The 17781-nt window shown below is 74.4% G+C and carries 14 protein-coding genes and 1 tRNA gene; 9 read left to right on the forward strand and 6 right to left on the reverse strand.

Annotated elements, in window-relative coordinates:
• Positions 1 to 25: 25 nt before the first annotated feature.
• Together IE274_RS02780 and IE274_RS02785 are read left to right on the forward strand one after the other, a co-directional pair.
• Positions 26 to 99, forward strand: a tRNA-Lys gene (locus IE274_RS02780).
• A 300-nt stretch (positions 100 to 399) separates the two neighbouring features.
• Positions 400 to 1128, forward strand: coding sequence for a thioesterase II family protein (locus IE274_RS02785; RefSeq protein ID WP_190113883.1), 729 nt, complete (start codon positions 400 to 402; stop codon positions 1126 to 1128).
• 37 nt (positions 1129 to 1165) lie between these two features.
• Here IE274_RS02785 and IE274_RS02790 read toward each other — a convergent pair whose 3' ends face one another.
• Complete coding sequence (locus tag IE274_RS02790; protein WP_190113884.1) at positions 1166 to 2539, reverse strand: class II 3-deoxy-7-phosphoheptulonate synthase; 1374 nt, start codon at positions 2537 to 2539, stop codon at positions 1166 to 1168.
• A 246-nt stretch (positions 2540 to 2785) separates the two neighbouring features.
• Between IE274_RS02790 and IE274_RS02795 the strand changes: the two genes are divergently transcribed.
• Together IE274_RS02795 and IE274_RS02800 are read left to right on the forward strand one after the other, a co-directional pair.
• Positions 2786 to 4309 carry an anthranilate synthase component I family protein gene (locus IE274_RS02795; protein ID WP_190113885.1) on the forward strand — a complete coding sequence of 508 codons (1524 nt, stop codon included), beginning with the start codon at positions 2786 to 2788 and terminating at the stop codon, positions 4307 to 4309.
• A gap of 118 nt (positions 4310 to 4427) precedes the next feature.
• On the forward strand, positions 4428 to 5051 hold the full coding sequence (locus IE274_RS02800; RefSeq protein WP_190113886.1) for an anthranilate synthase component II: 624 nt from the start codon (positions 4428 to 4430) through the stop codon (positions 5049 to 5051).
• Here the strand turns inward: IE274_RS02800 and pdxR are convergent.
• Positions 5035 to 6447, reverse strand: coding sequence for a MocR-like pyridoxine biosynthesis transcription factor PdxR (gene pdxR / locus IE274_RS02805; protein WP_190113887.1), 1413 nt, complete (start codon positions 6445 to 6447; stop codon positions 5035 to 5037). The genes IE274_RS02800 and pdxR overlap by 17 nt on opposite strands.
• Positions 6448 to 6641: 194 nt before the next feature.
• Here pdxR and trpD point away from each other — a divergent pair, with 194 nt between their 5' ends.
• The 5 genes from trpD to IE274_RS02830 all read left to right on the forward strand — a co-directional run bounded on the left by trpD (position 6642) and on the right by IE274_RS02830 (position 13484).
• On the forward strand, positions 6642 to 7703 hold the full coding sequence (gene trpD, locus IE274_RS02810) for an anthranilate phosphoribosyltransferase (protein WP_190114118.1): 1062 nt from the start codon (positions 6642 to 6644) through the stop codon (positions 7701 to 7703).
• Positions 7704 to 7870: 167 nt separating this feature from the next.
• Positions 7871 to 8722, forward strand: a complete 852-nt coding sequence (locus IE274_RS02815; RefSeq protein ID WP_190113888.1) for an endo alpha-1,4 polygalactosaminidase — start codon at positions 7871 to 7873, stop codon at positions 8720 to 8722.
• Positions 8723 to 8903: 181 nt separating this feature from the next.
• On the forward strand, positions 8904 to 10325 hold the full coding sequence (locus tag IE274_RS02820; protein WP_190113889.1) for a sensor histidine kinase: 1422 nt from the start codon (positions 8904 to 8906) through the stop codon (positions 10323 to 10325).
• Complete coding sequence (locus tag IE274_RS02825; protein WP_190113890.1) at positions 10258 to 10968, forward strand: response regulator; 711 nt, start codon at positions 10258 to 10260, stop codon at positions 10966 to 10968. Before IE274_RS02820 ends, IE274_RS02825 begins: the two co-directional genes overlap by 68 nt.
• Positions 10969 to 11228: 260 nt before the next feature.
• Positions 11229 to 13484: an MMPL family transporter gene (locus IE274_RS02830; RefSeq protein WP_190113891.1), complete on the forward strand. Its 2256-nt coding sequence runs from the start codon at positions 11229 to 11231 to the stop codon at positions 13482 to 13484.
• Here IE274_RS02830 and IE274_RS02835 read toward each other — a convergent pair.
• From IE274_RS02835 to IE274_RS02850, 4 genes are all read right to left on the reverse strand, one after another.
• Complete coding sequence (locus IE274_RS02835) at positions 13481 to 13840, reverse strand: hypothetical protein (RefSeq protein ID WP_229909106.1); 360 nt, start codon at positions 13838 to 13840, stop codon at positions 13481 to 13483. The two genes, IE274_RS02830 and IE274_RS02835, sit on opposite strands and share 4 nt — an antisense overlap.
• A gap of 74 nt (positions 13841 to 13914) precedes the next feature.
• Positions 13915 to 14589: a response regulator gene (locus tag IE274_RS02840; protein ID WP_190113892.1), complete on the reverse strand. Its 675-nt coding sequence runs from the start codon at positions 14587 to 14589 to the stop codon at positions 13915 to 13917.
• Positions 14547 to 15875, reverse strand: coding sequence for a sensor histidine kinase (locus IE274_RS02845; protein ID WP_190113893.1), 1329 nt, complete (start codon positions 15873 to 15875; stop codon positions 14547 to 14549). The genes IE274_RS02840 and IE274_RS02845 overlap by 43 nt, the downstream gene beginning before the upstream one ends.
• A gap of 90 nt (positions 15876 to 15965) precedes the next feature.
• Positions 15966 to 17714 carry an AMP-binding protein gene (locus IE274_RS02850; protein ID WP_190113894.1) on the reverse strand — a complete coding sequence of 583 codons (1749 nt, stop codon included), beginning with the start codon at positions 17712 to 17714 and terminating at the stop codon, positions 15966 to 15968.
• Positions 17715 to 17781 lie beyond the last annotated feature (67 nt).

Genomic DNA, 17781 nt, shown 5'->3' on the forward strand with positions numbered 1-17781 from the left:
CCAGGTATTATTTTCGAGTCAGCAGGCGCCGCTAGCTCAGTTGGTTAGAGCAGCTGACTCTTAATCAGCGGGTCCGGGGTTCGAGTCCCTGGCGGCGCACGACACCGACAGCGAGGCATGTCCACGGAAAACGTGGACCGGCCTCGCTGTCGTCATTTCTGCGCGGCTTCGCCGCGCGCTGTGGGGGCTTCGCCGCCCACACCCCCCTTTGAGGCCGGCCGAAGTGCCGGGCCATGGGCCGAAGGCGAGTGGCGGTGCGCCGCGTCCCGGACGGAGTGCCACACCTCACAGGCCGGGCGGGCCCCTCGGCCAGGTGGCCGTCGGCGGGCGGTGGAATCATGAGGGCCGACCGAAGTGCCGTCACCCGCCGGTGGAGGCACCGGCGACTGGGGGACGGTCATGGTGTGGACGCAGGCAGTCGAGTCACGGCCCTTCGCGTCGGGCCGCCTGGTGTGCTTCCCGCACGCCGGGGGCTCGCCGTACTTCTACCGCTCGTGGGGCAAGGCGCTCACGGACGTCGAGGTCCACACGGTCTGCTACCCGGGACGCGCCGCCCGCATCGCCGAACCGCCCGCCACGGACCTCAAGGCGATGGCGCGCGACCTCGCCGCCGAGCTGCGCCCGCTGCCCGACGGGCGGCCCACGGCGTTCTTCGGGCACAGCATGGGCGCGTTCGTCGCCTACGAAGTGGCGCGGCTCTGGCAGGCCGACGGCGCGGACGTCGGCCACTTCTTCGCGTCGGCCGCCCGCGCCCCGCGCACGGCGCACGGCACCCCGGAACGCGCCGCCGAGATGGACGACGCCGCCGTCCTGCGCACGCTGGCCCAGCTGGGCGGCACGGACGCGGCGCTCCTCGACAACCCGGTCTTCCTGGAGCTCGTGATGCCGTACGTGGGCGCGGACTTCCGGATGGTCGCGGGCTACACGGGGCAGCCGGACGCGCTCCTGGACTGCCCCGTCACGGTGCTCCGCGGCGCGACGGACCCCCGGGTGAGCCCCGCGGAAGCCGCCGCCTGGCGGCAGCAGACCCGGGGCCCGGTCACCCTGCACACGCTCGCCGGCGGGCACTTCTACCTGACGGACGAGCCGCCCCTGCGGATCGTCGAGGACGCCCTGCGCGCTGGCTGACGCCGGTGTGCCCCGCAGGGGTCGCGGTGCGCCCGGATCACCTCCCGCGGTACATCTCGGCCAGCAGGAACGCCAGGTCCAGGGACTGGGTGTGGTTGAGGCGGGGGTCGCAGGCCGTCTCGTAACGGTGCGGCAGGTCCTCCTCCAGGACGGCGTTGCCGCCGCCGACGCATTCCGTCACGTCGTCGCCGGTCAGCTCGACGTGAATGCCGCCGGGGTGGGTGCCGAGCTCCTGGTGGACCTCCACGAACCCGCGCACCTCGTCCAGGACCGTGTCGAACCGCCGGGTCTTGTGGCCGCTCGGCGCCGTCGTGGTGTTGCCGTGCATGGGGTCGCTCACCCAAGCGACCTGCGCGCCCTCGGCGTTGGCCTTCTCCACCAGCGTCGGCAGCAGGTCCCGCACGCGTTCGGCGCCCGCGCGCACCACGAACGTGAGGCGGCCGGGCTCCCGGTCCGGGTCGAGCCGGTCGAGCAGGGACACGACGGTGTCGGGGGACGTCGTCGGGCCGAGCTTGACGGCGATGGGGTTGGCGACGCGGGAGAAGTACTCGACGTGGGCGCCGTCGAGGTCGCGGGTGCGCTCGCCGATCCAGAGGAGGTGGCCGCTGGTGGCGTAGGCGCGGCCGGAGTCGGGCTCGGTGCGGGTCAGGGCCGCCTCGTAGTCGAGGAGCAGCCCCTCGTGGCCGACGAAGAACTCGGTGGTGGCCAGCTCCCGGGTGTCGACGCCGCAGGCCCGCATGAAGTCGAGGGTGCGGCCGATCTCGTCGGCGAGCTGTTCGTAGCGCTCGCCCGCGCCGGACGCGGCCACGAACCCCTCGTTCCAGGCGTGCACTTGGCGCAGGTCGGCGAAACCGCCCGTGGTCAGGGCCCGCACCAGGTTGAGGGTGCGGGCCGACGCCTCGTACATCGTGCGCAGGCGCCGCGGGTCCGGGACGCGGGCCGCCTCGGTGAACTCCAGGCCGTTGACCGCGTCGCCCCGGTACGAGGGCAGGGCGACCCCGGCACGCTCCTCGACCGCGCTGGACCGCGGCTTGGCGTACTGCCCGGCCATGCGCCCGACCTTCACGACCGGCAGCGCGGTGGCGTGGGACAGGACCACGGCCATCTGGAGCAGCGTCTGGAGCTTGCCGCGGATCGCGTCGGTGGTGGTCCGCTCGAAGGTCTCGGCGCAGTCGCCGCCCTGGAGCAGGATGGCCTCGCCGCGCGCGACCGCCGCCATGCGCCGCCGCAACTGGTCGCACTCCGCGGCGAAGACCAGCGGTGGCGCGGCGGCCAGGTCGTCGGTGACAGCCCGCAGGGCGCGCGGGTCCGGCCAGTCGGGCTGCTGCCGGGCAGGGAACGCCCGCCAGGACGCGGCGGCCGGGTGCTCCGCTTCGCTTTCCCTTTTGCTGGCTCTTGTGCTGTCTTTCATGACGGCCTTCCCCGTGCGGACATAGGACAGGAGGAACAGAGGAGCAGGAACGAGCTACCACTGAATCCGTGCGCCCACGCCCGGGTCAAGCGATTCGGAATTGGTCCGCATCGGGGCCCGGGAATTGGTCTGGCACGGGTGGTGAGGGCGCTGCTTGACTTTCCGGCAACAACAGAAGGCAGCCGTGGGGGCAATCCGACGGCGGTGAATTCACTGGGAGTTCGCCACGCCGGAAGGGAGTTCTCCATGCCGGAAATGACCACGGTCGACGTGCGGGTGACCGACAGCGAACTGCCCCGCCACGACCCCCTGGACCTGTACGTCCCGCTGCGTGCGGCCCTCGGTCAGGACGACGTGTTCCTGTTCGAGAGCGTCGACGGCGCCGACCAGGACCGCCGCGCGGCCGTCGTCGGCTTCGGGCGGCTCGCGGAGATCCGGGTGTACGACGGGTACGTCGACCTCGACGGCACGCCCGCCCTCGGCCGCGCGCTCGCCGGGGCGGCCCTGGCGGCCGGGCTGTGCGGGGACCACCCGCAGGAGCCGGAGCCGGGCGTGCACCGGCTCCGCCTCACCGCCCCCGACCAGGTCTGGGACTTCCTCGCCCGCGCGCAGCGCCTGTTCGCCCTGGACACCGAACTGCCCACGACGGGCTACGCGTTCGGCTTCCTGACGACGCTGGCGTACGAGACCGCCTGGCACCTGGAGGCGCTGCCCGCCCGCACCGAGCAGCCGGATGCCCCGGACATGACGCTCACGCTCTTCCGGGACACCGTCTGGTACGACCTGGCCGACGGGGCGGTGCGTCATCTGCAGGCCGCGAGCGGGGCGTTCGGGGAGGGTGACCCGACGGCGGCCCGGGAGGTGGCGTACGAGGCGGCGCTGGCGGCCGCTTCGGGCACCCGCCGGCCGGTGCCGGTCCCCGAAGCGCCCGGGCCGGAGTCCGTGCGGGACAGCGTGGACCGCGAGACGTTCCTGGGCTGGGCGAAGACGTGTCTGGAGCACATCGGGGTCGGTGACATCTACCAGATCCAGATCGGCCACCGCATCGACGTCCGCACCGAGTTGACGCCCGTCGACGTCTACCGGCGGCTGCGCGCCCGCAACCCGTCGCCGTACATGTATCTGATGCCGCGCGCGGGCCGCACGCTGATCGGGGCGAGCCCGGAGCTGTTCTTCCGGATCGAAGGCGACGAGATCGTGATGCGCCCCATCGCGGGCACCGCGCGGCGCGGCCCCGACGCGGAGGAGAACCAGCGCCGGGTCAAGGAGATGCGCGAGTCCATCAAGGAGCAGGCCGAGCACATCATGCTGGTCGACCTGTGCCGCAACGACATCGGCCGGGTGACCACGGCGAGCACCAAGCCGGTGGACCGGCTGATGGCCGTGGAGGGCTTCAGCCACGTCTTCCACCTGGTGTCGACGGTGTCGGGGCGTCTTGAGGAAGGCGTGGACGCCTGGCAGGCGGTGCGCGCGACGTTCCCCGCGGGCACCATGACCGGGGCGCCGAAGGTGCGCGCCATGGAGATCATCGACGGCCTGGAGCGGGAGCGGCGCGGTGCCTACGCGGGCGCCGTGGGCCTGGTCGACGTGCGCGGCTGGAGCGAACTCGCGCTGTGCATCCGCACGGTCGAGCACGACGGGGACACCTACTCCACGCAGAGCTCGGCGGGGCTCGTCGCCCAGTCCGAGCCCGAGGCCGAGTGGCGCGAGACGCTGGCGAAGATGGGCGCCGCGTACTGGGCTCTGACCGGTGCGGAGCTGCTGCCGTGACCGGCACACCGCGGCCGTGCGGGCCGCGCGGACTCACTCCGCCGCCCGCGTCGACCGCCCCCCGCACCCCGTCCGCGTACGACACCCCCCGGCCCCGTACGAGAGAGGCATCCCGGGCATGAACGTCCTGCTGATCGACGCCTACGACAGCTTCGTCCACATCATCGACCAGTACCTGCGCACGCTCGGGGCGCGCACCCGGGTGGTGCGCTCGCTGACCCGGTCCCCCGCCGACCTGGCCGCGACCGAGCCCGACGCGGTGGTGCTCGGGCCCGGTCCCGGGCATCCCGCCGCGTCCGGACACGTGGAGCTGGTACGGGAGTTCGCGGGGCGGGTACCGCTGCTCGGCGTGTGTCTGGGGCACCAGGCGATCGCGCTCGCGTACGGCGGGCGGATCGAGGTGGCCGGGCAGGTGATGCACGGTCGGACCAGCACGGTGCGGCACGACGGCGCCGGGGTCTTCCAGGGCCTCGGCCACACCCTCGAAGCCACCCGCTACCACTCCCTGGTCGTCGCCGAACCGCTGCCCGCGCAGCTGGTGACGACGGCCACCGACCTCGACCACGGGTACGTGATGGGGCTGCGGCACCGGACCCTGCCCGTGGAGGGCGTGCAGTTCCACCCCGAGAGCATCATGACGAGCGGCGGGCTCGCGATGATGGAGAACTTCCTGGGGCGGGCCGCCACCACCGGGGCCACCGCGGCCGGTGTCGGCGCCGACGGGTTCACCGCCGCCCCCTGACCACCTCCCCGATCTCCCGTATCGCCTCCGCGACGCCCGAGCTGGGCAGGTGGGCGTGGCCGACGACCAGCGCGGGCGCCGTGGGACCCGGCCGGGCGTGGAACGCCGCGCCGCCGCGCACCAGGACGGAGCGGGCGAACGCCCCGGACACCACCACGGCCTCGTCCACGTGCCGGGGCAGCCGCACATACGCGTGCAGGCCCGCCTCCCGCCCGATGACCCGCGCACCGGGAAGCTGCTTCCGCACCGCCTCCTCCAGGGCCTCGCGGCGGCTGCGGGCGCGGGCGTTGAGGCGGCGCAGATGGCGGTCGAACTGGCCGCCGCGCAGGAGCTCCGCGAACGCCAGCTGGGTGAGGGTGTCCGTGCCCAGGTCCTGCCGGGCGCGCACCCTCAGCAGCCGGTCGAGCAGCGGCCGGGGCGCGGCGATCCAGCCGAGGCGCAGGCCGGGGACGAGGGTCTTGCTGGCCGTGCCCGAGTACACGACGTGGTCGGGGGCCTCGCGCTGGAAGGCGAGCGGGCGGATGCTGCCCTGCTCGTACCAGAGTCCGCCGTCGTAGTCGTCCTCGATGACCAGGCCGCCGGTCTCGCGCGCCCAGCGGGCCAGCGCCTCCCGGCGGCTCGCGGACAGCTCGACGCCGGTGGGGAACTGGTGGGCGGGTGTGACCAGGACGGCGCGCAGGCCGGACGCGGCGAGCGCCTCGACGTCGAGGCCCTCCGCGTCCACCGGCAGCGGCACCGGGCGCAGTCCGCTGTCACGCACGAACTGCCGCTGCCCGGGGTGGCCCGGGTCCTCGATGCCGATCTCCCCGATGCCGTCCTCGGCGAGCATCGCGCACACCAGGGACAGCGTCTGGGCGAACCCGGCGACCACCATCACCTGGTCCGCCCCCGTGCGCACGCCCCGCAACCTGCCCAGGCAGTGGGCCAGTTCGACGCGCAGGGCCGGCTCGCCCGCGGGCGACGGATAACCGTGGTCGCTGGCGGCGGCGCGATCCAGGACGCGCTGGTAGCAGCTCAGCCACTCGCGGCGCGGGAACGCCGCGAACGTGTGGCTGCCGGGTCTGAGGTCCCAGCGGGCGCCGAAGGCGTGCGGGGCCGGTCCGTCGTCGAGCAGCGCGGGCACGACCTGCGGCGGCTCGGTCTCCAGATGCGCCACCACGCGGGTGCCCGCGCCCCGCACGGCCTCCAGATAGCCCTCGGCGACGAGCTGCCCGAACGCCTCCACGACCACGCTGCGGGAGACTCCCAGGTCGTCCGCGAGGCGGCGGCTGGACGGCAGCCGCGTGCCCGGGTGCAGGATGCCCTCCGCTATCTCCTTCCTGATGAAGCCCTGTATCTGGGAGGTCAGGGACTGTTCGGATTCCCTGACGACGTCCACTGCCATGTGCAGGGCCACGGCCCTCCCTTTCCCTTCGCTTCGTGAACTCCGATGTTCTCGTGAACTCCCGCGCATTTCCTAGTGATTGCCTGTCGGGGGCAGAGAATGGTCCGTACGGATCCTCAAAAAGTGGTCTGGAGGACGCGTCCCGCGCTCCCCAGAATCAAAAGGACGAGCCCTCCACCCCCTCTTCTTCGAGGAGAGTTCCCGTGATCGCCGAAGAGCCACAGGGCCGTACCTGGCCGGAACTTCTGAACGCACTGCTGAGCCGCAGGGATCTGTCCGCGGCCGAGACCGCCTGGGCGATGGATCAGGTGATGTCGGGCGCCGCGGGCCCCGCGCGGCTCGCGGGTCTGATGGTGGCGCTGCGCGCCAAGGGCGAGACCGCCGAGGAGATCGACGGTCTGGTCGACGCCATGTACGCGCACGCCGTGCCGTTGTCCGTGCCCGGACCCACGCTCGACATCGTCGGCACCGGTGGCGACGGGTCCCACAGCGTCAACATCTCCACGATGTCGGCTGTCGTCGCCGCCGGTGCCGGTGCGCGGGTAGTCAAGCACGGCAACCGCTCGGCGTCCTCCGCCTGCGGCTCCGCCGACGTCCTGGAGGAGCTGGGCGTGGCGCTCGACCTGCCCGCGCCGAAGATAGCGGAAGTGGCGGAGGAGGTGGGCATCACGTTCTGCTTCGCGCCGCTGTTCCACCCGGCGATGCGGCACGCGGCCGGGCCGCGCCGCGAGTTGGGCATCCGCACGGTCTTCAACATCCTGGGCCCGCTGACGAACCCCGCCGCGCCGATGGCCCGCGCGGTGGGTGTCGCGGACGCCCGGCTCGCACCGCTGCTCGCGGCGGTCCTCGCCCGGCGGGGCGTGTCGGCGCTGGTGTTCCGGGGTGACGACGGGATGGACGAACTGACGGTCACGACCACCTCCACGGTCTGGTCGGTCTCCGGCTCCGAGGTGCGCGAGGAGTCCTTCGACCCGAGGGACATCGGCATGGCGTACGCCACCGAGGACGCGCTGCGCGGCGGTGACCGGACGCACAACGCGCGGGTGGCACGCGAGTTGGTCGCGGGGGCCCGCGGCCCGGTCCGGGACGCCGTCCTGCTCTCGGCCGCCGCGGGGCTCGCGGCCCTGGAGCCGAGCACCGCCTCCGTCACGGAGCGGATCGCCGCCGGGGTGGACCGCGCCGCCGAGGCCCTCGACTCGGGCGCCGCCGCGGCCGTGCTCGACCGGTGGGCGGCGGTCACGACGAAGCGCCGCGACACGGGGGCGTGAGCGGGCGGGCCGGGACGAGCGCCGCCCACGGGCCCCGGGCGACCGGGGCCTTCGCCCGTCGGGGCCGGGGCGGCGGGCGGCGTCGCGGGAGGACGGCGGGCGCGGCGTGCACACTTGAACGCGCACCTCACCCACCGCACGACCCGCACGGAACACAGGACGGCCAGATGCCCCGCACGCCCCGCCCCGCCCACCTGGCCCTCACCCTCGTCACCGTCCTCGCGGTACTCACCGGCTGCGCCACCTCCGACCGGTCCACCGAGCGGAAGCCCACCGACCGCCGCACCACCACCGGGAAGACGCCCCGCCCGCCCCGCGCCGACACCCCCTTCGACTACCAACTCGGCGGCCCCTACACACCCCCGGACGGCGTCCGCGCCGTCTCCCGCGACCGCTCCGCGAGCCCCGCCCCCGGCCGCTACAACATCTGCTACGTCAACGCCTTCCAGGCCCAGCCGGGCAAGGAGGCCGCCGCCTGGTGGGACGACGAGCACCCCGACCTGATCCTGCGCGACGACGACGGCGACCCGGTGGTCGACGAGGACTGGGACGAACCGCTGCTCGACATCTCCACCGCCGCCAGGCGCACGGAGCTCCTCGGCGTCGTCGGCGACTGGATCGACGGCTGCGCGCGCTCCGGCTTCGACGCGGTCGAGCCGGACAACCTCGACTCCTACGCCCGCTCCGACGACCGGCTCGACCCGGCCGACGCGACGGCGTTCGCGCGGCTCCTGGTCCGCCGGGCGCACGACCGGGGGCTCGCCATCGCGCAGAAGAACACCGCCGAACTGCTGGGCAAGGGCATCGGGTTCGACTTCGCGGTGGTCGAGGAGTGCGGGCAGTACGACGAGTGCGAGCCGTTCTCGTCCGCGTACGACGGGAGGGTCTTCGACATCGAGTACGAGACGAAGGGGTACGACACCGCGTGCCGCCGCTGGGGCAAGGACCTCTCGATCGTCCTGCGCGACCGGGACGTGCGCCCCGCCGGGGAGAAGGGCCACGTGTACCGGCGGTGCTGAGCCGCGCCCCGCACCGCCGGGGACGCCGGGCCACGCCCCCCGCCCCCGGCGAAGCCGCCCCGCGTCCCCCGCGTCCCCCGCTCCACCGATCCACCGCCCCCGGCATCTCCCCCGCACCGGCGAGGACGCGCCCCGCCGCCCACCGCGATACTGGCAGCCGCCTCCGCCCGGGAGCCGCCGTATGCCGCGCCTCGACCTGCCCGAACCACCCGGCCCGAATGTCCCGTCCGACCGGACGCGCCGCCCCCTCCGCACGCTGATCCGGACGCGCTCGCGTGCGCTCAGCAGGCACCCGTACGTCGTGGACGCCGCCCTCGCCGCCCTCGTCCTGTTCGCCGTCTCGCTGCAGTTCGTCTTCCCCGACGAGGGCGACGACCGGCTCTCGGCGGTCGGCTTCCTGCTCGGGGCGGGAACGGCCGTGCCGCTCGCGTGGCGGCGCCGGTCGCCGATGACGGCCGTGTACCTCGTCAGCCTGTTCACGCCCGCGATGGCGGTGTACCGGCAGCCGCCGCCGGACGTGGCGTACGGCGGGCTGGTCGCGCTGTACACGCTGGCGCTGGTCGCGCGGCCCGTGCAGCGGCGGGTGCTGCTCGGGGTGTGGCTGGTCGCGTCGACGGCGACGATGACGTTCCGGGAGCAGGCACAGCCGTTCGAGTACGCCTTCCATCTGCTCAGCTTCGTCACGGCGTACGGGTTCGGGGTGCTGGCCCGGGTGCAGCGGGCGTACACGGCGGCGCTGGAGGACCGGGCCCGGCGCCTGGAGCGGGAGCGGGCCGCCGAGACGGCACGGGCCGTCGCGCGGGAGCGGGCGCGCATCGCCCGGGACATGCACGACGTGCTCGCGCACGCCGTGAGCCTGATGGTGGTGCAGGCGGAGGCGGGGCCCGTGGTGGTGCGGGACGATCCGGCGCGGGCGATCACGGCGTTCGACGCGATCAGCGGCGCGGGGCGGGACGCGATGGCCCAGTTGCGGCGGATCCTCGGGGTGCTGCGGGACGCGGAGGGGGCCGGGGACGGGGCCGGGGAGGGCGGGGCGGCTGGGGCTACAGGGGTGGCTGGAACTGCTGGGGGCGCTGGGGCGTCGGTGGACCGGGGGCCGCAGCCGACGCTGGCCGCCCTGCCCTCCCTGATACGGGACGTCGAACTCGCCGGGACACCGGTCGAGTCGCGGGTCACCGGGGAGCCGGTCGCGCTCCGGCCGGACGTGGAGGTCGCGGCGTACCGGGTGGCGCAGGAGGCGCTGACGAACGTACTCAAGCACGCGGGCACCGCACGCGTGACATTCCAACTAGCCTGGCTGCCAGGCGAGTTGACGCTCACGGTCACGGACGACGGGGCCCGGGCAGGTCCCAACGGCACCCCCGCGTCAAGGGCACCCTTCGGGACGGCCCCCCACAGTGGTGAACGGCCGCGCGGCCAGGGCCTCGTCGGCATCGCCGAGCGCGCCGCCGCCTGCGGCGGGACGGCGGAGTCCGGTCCCGTACCGGCCGGAGGTTTCCGTGTCGCCGTACGCCTGCCCACGGCATCCTTGACGGATGAGCATCCGCGTAGTGGTGGCCGACGACCAGGAGCTGGTCCGCAGCGGCTTCACGATGATCCTTGACGCGCAGCCCGACATCGAGGTGGTGGCGGAGGCGGGCGACGGCGCGCAGGCGCTGGAGGCGGTGCGTCGGCACACCCCGGACGTGGCCCTCCTGGACATCCGGATGCCCGTGATGGACGGCATCGAGGCGGCGCGCGCGGTGTGCGCGGAGTCGGCCTGCCGGGTGGTCATGCTGACGACGTTCGACGTCGACGCGTATGTGTACGACGCCCTGTACGCGGGCGCGAGCGGCTTCCTGCTCAAGGACGTGCGCCGCGACGACCTGGTGCACGCGGTGCGCGTCGTCGCGGCGGGCGACTCGCTGCTCGCGCCGTCCGTGACGCGGCGCCTGGTCGCGGACTTCGTACGCCGGGGACGTACGACGCGGTCCGTGACGGCGTCGCCCGCGCAGCGCCTCGCGGTGCTCACCGCGCGCGAGGAGGAGACGCTGCGGCTGCTGGCGCGCGGCCTGTCGAACGCGGAGATCGCGGCGTCGTTCGTGGTGAGCGAGCACACCGTGAAGACGCATGTCAGCAACGTCCTCTCGAAGTTGGCGCTGCGGGACCGGGTGCAGGCGGTGATCTGCGCGTACGAGAGCGGCCTCGTCGCACCGGGCGACACCGGGCCGGGACCGGGCACGCCGGACGACGACGGGGCGCGCTGACCGCGAAGGGCACGCGCACGCGCTGACCCCCCGCACACGGCCAAATACCCTGCGGCAGCCCCCTCCCCCGCCCGACGGAGCCCTCCCCCGCACGGGCGAGGCCCCAAGACCGCTCCGCGCGGCGATCCGTCGCGCCCGTTCCACGGCGAAGGTGTGGCCAAGGCGTTCGGGGTCGCCCGGCCCCGGACGCCCCTCCCGCCAGGGATCCGGTCCCGCCAGGGTTCCGGCCTCACACGCCTCCAAGCTCCCGAGGAGCGGTCATGCTCGCGACCCTCGCCAGGACGGCCACGCGCCGCCCCCGCACCGTGCTCTTCATCTGGTTCCTGCTGCTCGCCGTCGGACTCGGCTTCGGTACCCGGGTGTTCGGCGACCTCACCTCGACGGTGGAGGACGTGCCGGGCAGCGAGTCGGTGGTCGCGGACGACCTGTTGTCCCGGCTCGACCCCGACGGCGACGACTTCACGGCGGTCGTCTTCGGCGGCCCGGTCCGCGCCGCCGACGTGCGCGCGGCGGTGACCGGGGCCGTCGCGGACGTCCGGAAGGCGCCCGGGATCTCCGTCGCCGCCGACCCGTACAGGACCGACGGCCTGGTCGCACGCGACGGCAAGGCGCTGCTGATCCCCGTGACGCTCAAGAGCGGCCTCGACGACGACGCCGAGGAGGACGTGGTCGGCGACGTCGCGGACCGGCTGCGGGAGATCGGCGGGGCGGTGGACGGCCGCGTCGACGTGGCGGTGAGCGGCGATCCGCTGCTCGGGGAGCAGATGGGCGGGCGGGCCCAGGAGGACGTGGCACGCGCGGAGTTGATCACGCTGCCCGCCGTCCTCGTCGTCCTGCTGCTGATCTTCGGCGGGCTGCGGGCGGCCGGGCTCCCGCTGCTCGTCGCGCTCAGCGGCGTGGCGGGCGCGTTCCTCACGCTGCTCGGGTTCCAGCAGGTCACGGAGATCTCCGTGTACGCGGTGCAGGTGGTCACGATGCTCGGGCTCGGGCTCGCGGTGGACTACGCGCTGCTCCTTGTGATGCGGTTCCGGGAGGAGCGGGTACGGGAGGACGACGTGGTGCGGGCGGTGCGGGCGACGGTCGCGCACGCCGGGCGGACCGTGCTGTTCTCCGGGCTGACGGTGGCCGTGTGCCTGTCGGGGCTCGTGTGGTTCCCGAGCCCGTTCCTGCGGAGCATGGGACTTGCGGCGGGCGCGGTGGTCGTGGTCGACATGCTGGCGGCGCTGACGCTGCTGCCCGCGCTGCTCACGCTGTTCGGGGGCCGGATGACGCCGAGGGAGCGCAGGTCGCGCGGCGGCGGGTGGTTCCGCTTCCCGGGACGTCGGGCCCCGCGCAAGGCCCGTACGGCAGCGGCCACTTCACACACGGCCACGACGGAGATGGCCACCGCGCCGGAAGCAGCCGCACCCGCGAAGGCGCCCGGGGCCTTCTTCGCCCGCCTCGCCCTGTTCTCCCTGCGCCGCCCCCTCGCCGTCGTGGTGACCGTCGTGGCCGGGCTCGTCGTGCTCGCGCTGCCGGTGTTCGGGCTGCGCATCGAGATCGGCGACGCGCGCCAGCTGCCGCACGACACCGAGGCGCGCCAGCTGCACGACGCCGTGCACGCGCACTACCCGCCGGGCACGGGCACCGACACCGTCGACGTCCTGATCAGGCCGGGCGCGGACCCGGACTGCGCACGCAAGATCCGCGCGCTGCCGGGCGTGACCCGGGTGGAGAACGGGCGGATGACCGACGGCACGATCCTGCTGCGCCTGACGCCGCGCGGTTCGGCGGACGGCCCGGAGGCGACCCGTCTGGTGGAGCGGGTACGGGACCTGCGCGGCACCGAACCCGTCGAGGTCACCGGCGACGCGGCCCGGCTCGTGGACTTCCGCGAGATGCTCGCCGACCGTGCCCCGTGGGCCGTACTGACCGTCCTCGCGGGCCTGTTCGCCCTGCTCTTCGCCTTCACCGGGTCGCTGCTCAGCCCGCTGCGGACGCTCCTGACGACGCTCCTGAGCCTCGGTGCCGCGCTCGGCGTGGTGGTGTGGGTGTTCCAGGACGGGCACGGCGCGAGCCTGCTCGGCGGCGAGGGACTCGGGGCGCTCAGTCTGACCGCGCCGCCGCTGATCATCGCGATCGCGTTCGGCCTGGCGATGGACTACGAGCTGTTCATCCTGGCGCGGATGCGCGAGTCGTGGGTGGAGACCGGCGACCACCGGACGGCGATCGTGTCGGGGCTGCGCAGCTCGGGGCGCGTGGTGAGCTGCGCGGCGCTGCTCCTCGCGATCGTGTTCGGCGGGTTCATGACGGGCGGCTTCTCGCCGATCCTGCAGATCGGGCTCGGCCTGACGCTGGCGGTCCTGATCGACGCGACGGTCGTGCGGATGTTCCTGGTACCGGCGGCGATGGCGCTGCTCGGGCGCCGTGCGTGGTGGGCGCCGCCGGGGCTGCGGCGGCTGCACGAGCGGTACGGGCTCTCCGAGGGGCCGGTGCCGGCTGCCCGCCGGGACAGCACGACCATGTCCACCCGCTAGGACAGCACCACCACGTCCATGAGCAGCGCCGCGACCAGGCCGGCACCCAGCAGATAGCTGCCGAGCCTGGTCCGGCCGCGTCTGCTGAGCTCGATGACCAGGCCGCAGAGGATGAGCAGCAGTCCGTACACGCCCACGACGAGCACGGACGACCGGCTCGCGAGCCGGACGGCGAGCAGCACGGCCGCCGTGGCCATCAGGAGCGAGGCGGCGCCGATGCGCAGCCGCCGGGCCTGGCGCGGGGTGAGCCCGAGACGTTCGGGCGCGTCGGCGGGCTCGTCGGCGAACGGCTCCTGGCCGGACGGCGCTTCGTCGGCGGCCGCTTCGTCGGAGGGCGCTTGGTCAGGGACGCTCATGACCCGGAAGCGTAGTCGAGGGGTACACGTCAAGAGATCCAGGCCCACGGGTACTCGGGCCCGCGGGTGGGGGCTCAGCCCCGCAGATACGCGAGGACCGCGAGCACCCGCCGGTGCGTCCCGTCGGTGACCGGCAGGTCGAGCTTGGCGAGGATGTTGCCGACGTGCTTGCCCACCGCCGCCTCCGTGACGACGAGTTCGGCGGCGACGGCCGCGTTCGAGCGGCCCTCGGCGACGAGGGCGAGGACCTCGCGCTCGCGCGGGGTCAGCCGCTCCAGGGGGTCGCGGCGGCGGCGCAGCAACTGGCGTACGACTTCGGGGTCCACGACGGTGCCGCCCGCCGCGACCCGCGTGAACGCGTCGACGAACTGCTCGACCTGGCCCACCCGGTCCTTCAGGAGATAGCCGACGCCGCCGCCGTCCCCGGTGTCGAGCAACTCGGCGGCGTACGACCGCTGGACGTACTGGCTGAGCACGAGCACCGGCAGCCCGGGCCGCTCCGCGCGCAGGGCGATCGCGGCGCGCAGCCCCTCGTCCTGGAATCCGGGCGGCATCCGCACGTCGGTGACGACGATGTCCGGTTCGTACGTGGCCACGGCGTCCCGCAGCGCGTCCGCGTCGCCGACCGCGGCCACCACCTCGTGCCCGAACCGGCCGAGCACCCCGACCAGGCCCTCGCGCAGCAGCACACTGTCCTCGGCGAGGACTACTCGGTGGGCGCGGGGCCGCTCGGTGGGCGCGGGGTGCACGGGATCTCCAAGGTCAGGACGGTGGGGCCACCGGGCGGGCTGGTGACGGTCAGTGTGCCATCGAGGACGGCGAGGCGGTCGGCGAGCCCGGTGAGGCCGGAGCCGCGGGCGGGGTCGGCGCCGCCGGTGCCGTCGTCGCGCACGGTCAGGCGCAGGGCGCCGTCGGCGTGGCGGGCGCGCACGGCGGCGCGGGTGGCGCCGCTGTGCCGGGCGACGTTGGTGAGGGCTTCGCGGACGGCGAAGTAGGCGGCGGACTCGACGGGTTCGGACAGCCGGGGCAGCCCGGCGCCGCTGTCCACCGCCACGTCGACGGGGACGGGCGAGCGGTCGGCGGCGTCCTCGATGGCGGCGGGCAGGCCGTAGTCGGCGAGGACTTGGGGGTGGATGCCGCGGATGAGTTCCCGCAGTTCGGCGAGGACGGCGTCGGCCTCGCCGTGGGCGGAGGCGAGGCGGGCGGCGAGCGGGCTGCCCGCCTCGGCGTCGAGGCGGGCGAGGCCGAGGGTCATGCTGAGGGCGACCAGGCGCTGCTGGGCGCCGTCGTGCAAGTCCCGTTCGACGCGGCGGCGTTCGGCCTCGAAGGCGGTGACGAGGCGGGCCCGGGAGCGGGTCACCTCGGCGAGCTGTGCCCGCGTCTCCGCCTCGCGCGGGGCGAGCAGGAGCCGGGCGAGGGCGGCGCGGGCGGCGGCGTACGCGCCGAGGGGGTAGAGCAGGGCGACGAGCAGGGCGAGGCCCAGGACGGCGGTGCCGCAGGCCGCCGGATAGCTCTCGACCAGCCAGAGCTTGGCCGGGCGTACGCCGCCCTCGGCGGGGCCGCCCGTGAGGGCGAGGTGGGCGGGGGCTCCGGCCAGGAGGAGGGGCAGGGCGAGGGTGCAGGCGGCCGCCGCCAGGTCCAGGGGCCACAGGACGAACGCCATGAGGACGGCGTACGCCAGCTCGCGCCACGTCGCCTGCTCGCGGACGCGCAGCCGCAGCCAGGCGGTGAGGCCCGGGGCGTCCGGGGCGCGGTGGGGGCTCGGCGCGGGCGCCGGGTCGACGGAGCGGAGCCTGCGGCGCTCCAGGGCGGCGACGGGGAGGCCCACGAAGGCGAGAGCGGCGAGGAGGGGCAGCCCCACCAGGAACACGCTGAGAACGACCCCCACGGCAAGGGACGCCACCAGCGTGACCAGCACGGGTACGCCGACGAGCGCCCCGCCGCCCACGTACGCGGCCGCCCGCCACGGCGCGGCCCCCCGCAGGTACCGTCGGCCACCGCCCCGCAGGTCGGCCCACACACTCTCCCGTCCCATGCCCGCACGCTACCGACCCGCCGCCGAGCCCTCATCAGGCACCGAGCCCCCAAAAGGCACCGAACCCCCCTCAGGCACCGAACCCCGCCTTCACCCCAACAACCCCTCCCGCCCCCTCTCCCGAAACTCCCCCACCACCCCCTCGGCATCCCTCACCGTGAACTCCCGATAAGCCCCACCCCCACCAGGCCGCCACCACACAACCCCCGCCTCCACCCCGGCCGTGGCCCCCACCCCAACCTCAACCCCGGCCCCGGCCCCAGCCCCAGCCCCAGCCCCAGCCCCAGCCCCAACGCAGCGAAACCCCTCCCTGCGCAGCGCGCCCCGCGCCACCTTGTGCGTAGCGGTCACGGGCAACCGTGGCAGCACCCGCACGAACCGAGGCGCCATCTTCGTCCCCAAATCCCCCTGTTCCAGCAGAAACTCGGCGAAGGCCAACGGGTCGAAGGACGACACCCCCGCCCGCAGCGCGAGCGCCGCCATCACCTGATCCCCGGCAACAGGGTCCGGCACGGCGTACACGGCGACACCCACCACCGGCTCCCACCGCGCGAGGATCGCCTCGATCACCGCCGCCGCCAGGTTCTCGCTGTCGACCCGCAGCCGGTCGTCCGCGCGCCCGGCGAAGTACAAGTACCCCTCGGCATCGCGGTAGAAGAGGTCCCCGGTCCAGTACCAACCGTCCCCCCGGACCCGCTCCGCCTCGGCCGCCGCGTTGCGCCAGTAGCCCTCGAAGGGGCTGCGCCCCCGGTTGACCAGCTCGCCGATCGCCGCGTCCCCGTTGAGCAGCCGCCCGCCGGGCCCGAACTCGGCCGCCGCGCACTCCGCCCCGGTCCCGGGGTCGAGCACGGCGAGGTCGTCCCCGGGCGCGGCCCGCCCGATCGCCCCCTGGGGCGTGCCGGGCGAGCGCTGGATGGCGGCCCCGCCCTCCGACGACCCGTACCCCTCGACGAGCCGCACCCCGAACCGCTCCTCGAAGCGCCGCGCGTCCACCGCCCCGGCCTCGGTGCCGAAGCCGAGGCGCAGCGGGTGCGCGCGGTCGTCGGCGCGGGCGGGCGTGGCGAGGAGGTACTGCACGGCCCGGCCGACGTACGTGAAGTAGGTGGCGCCGAACCACCGTACGTCCGTGAGGAATCCGGACGCGGAGAAGCGCCGCCGCAGCGCGACCCCGGCCCCGGCGGCGACCGCGGGCGCCCAGTCGGCGATGACGGCGTTGCCGTGGAACATGGGCATGCAGACGTAGTGGACGTCGTCGGGCCGCACGCCGAAGTGCGTACAGAGGGAGTGCCCGGCCGCCGCGAGCCGCCGCTGGCTGCACACGGCGGCCTTGGGGGCGCCGGTCGACCCGGAGGTGAAGTAGAGGAGCAGCCGGGCGGCGGGGGTGGCGGCCGGGGACGGCTCCGGTGCGGCCCCGGCGTAGGGCGCGAGGAGTTCGTCGTACGCGGCCGTGTCCGTGACCAGGATCCGTACGCCGGGCAGGTCGAGCCCGGTGAGCAGGGGCAGGTGGGCCCGCTCGGTCACGAGCACCTGGCAGTCGGTGTGCAGGATGTCGCGGGCGAGTTCGGCGCCGCGCCGGGTCGGGTTGATCCCGGCGACGGCCGCCCCGGCCAGCGCGGCGGCGCTCAGCCACAGCGGGTACTCGGGGGTGTTGTCGAGCAGGACGCCGAGGTGCGGTGCCCGGCGCGCGGAAAGCAGGTCCCGCAGCAGCGCGGCCCGCGCCGCCGCGCCCGCGGCGACCTGGTGGTGGCTGAGTTCCTGGTCCTCGAAGCGGAGCCCGGGGCGGTGGTCGCCCCACCGCGCGAGGACGAGTTCCGCGACCGTCTCGGGTTCGGACTTCATGGCGGCGCACGATAATTGACGTACCGTCAGAAGTGGAGGGGCGAGACGGCTCGGCGCACCCCGGACA

Source organism: Streptomyces flavofungini (assembly GCF_014650815.1).
Taxonomy (GTDB): domain Bacteria; phylum Actinomycetota; class Actinomycetes; order Streptomycetales; family Streptomycetaceae; genus Streptomyces; species Streptomyces flavofungini.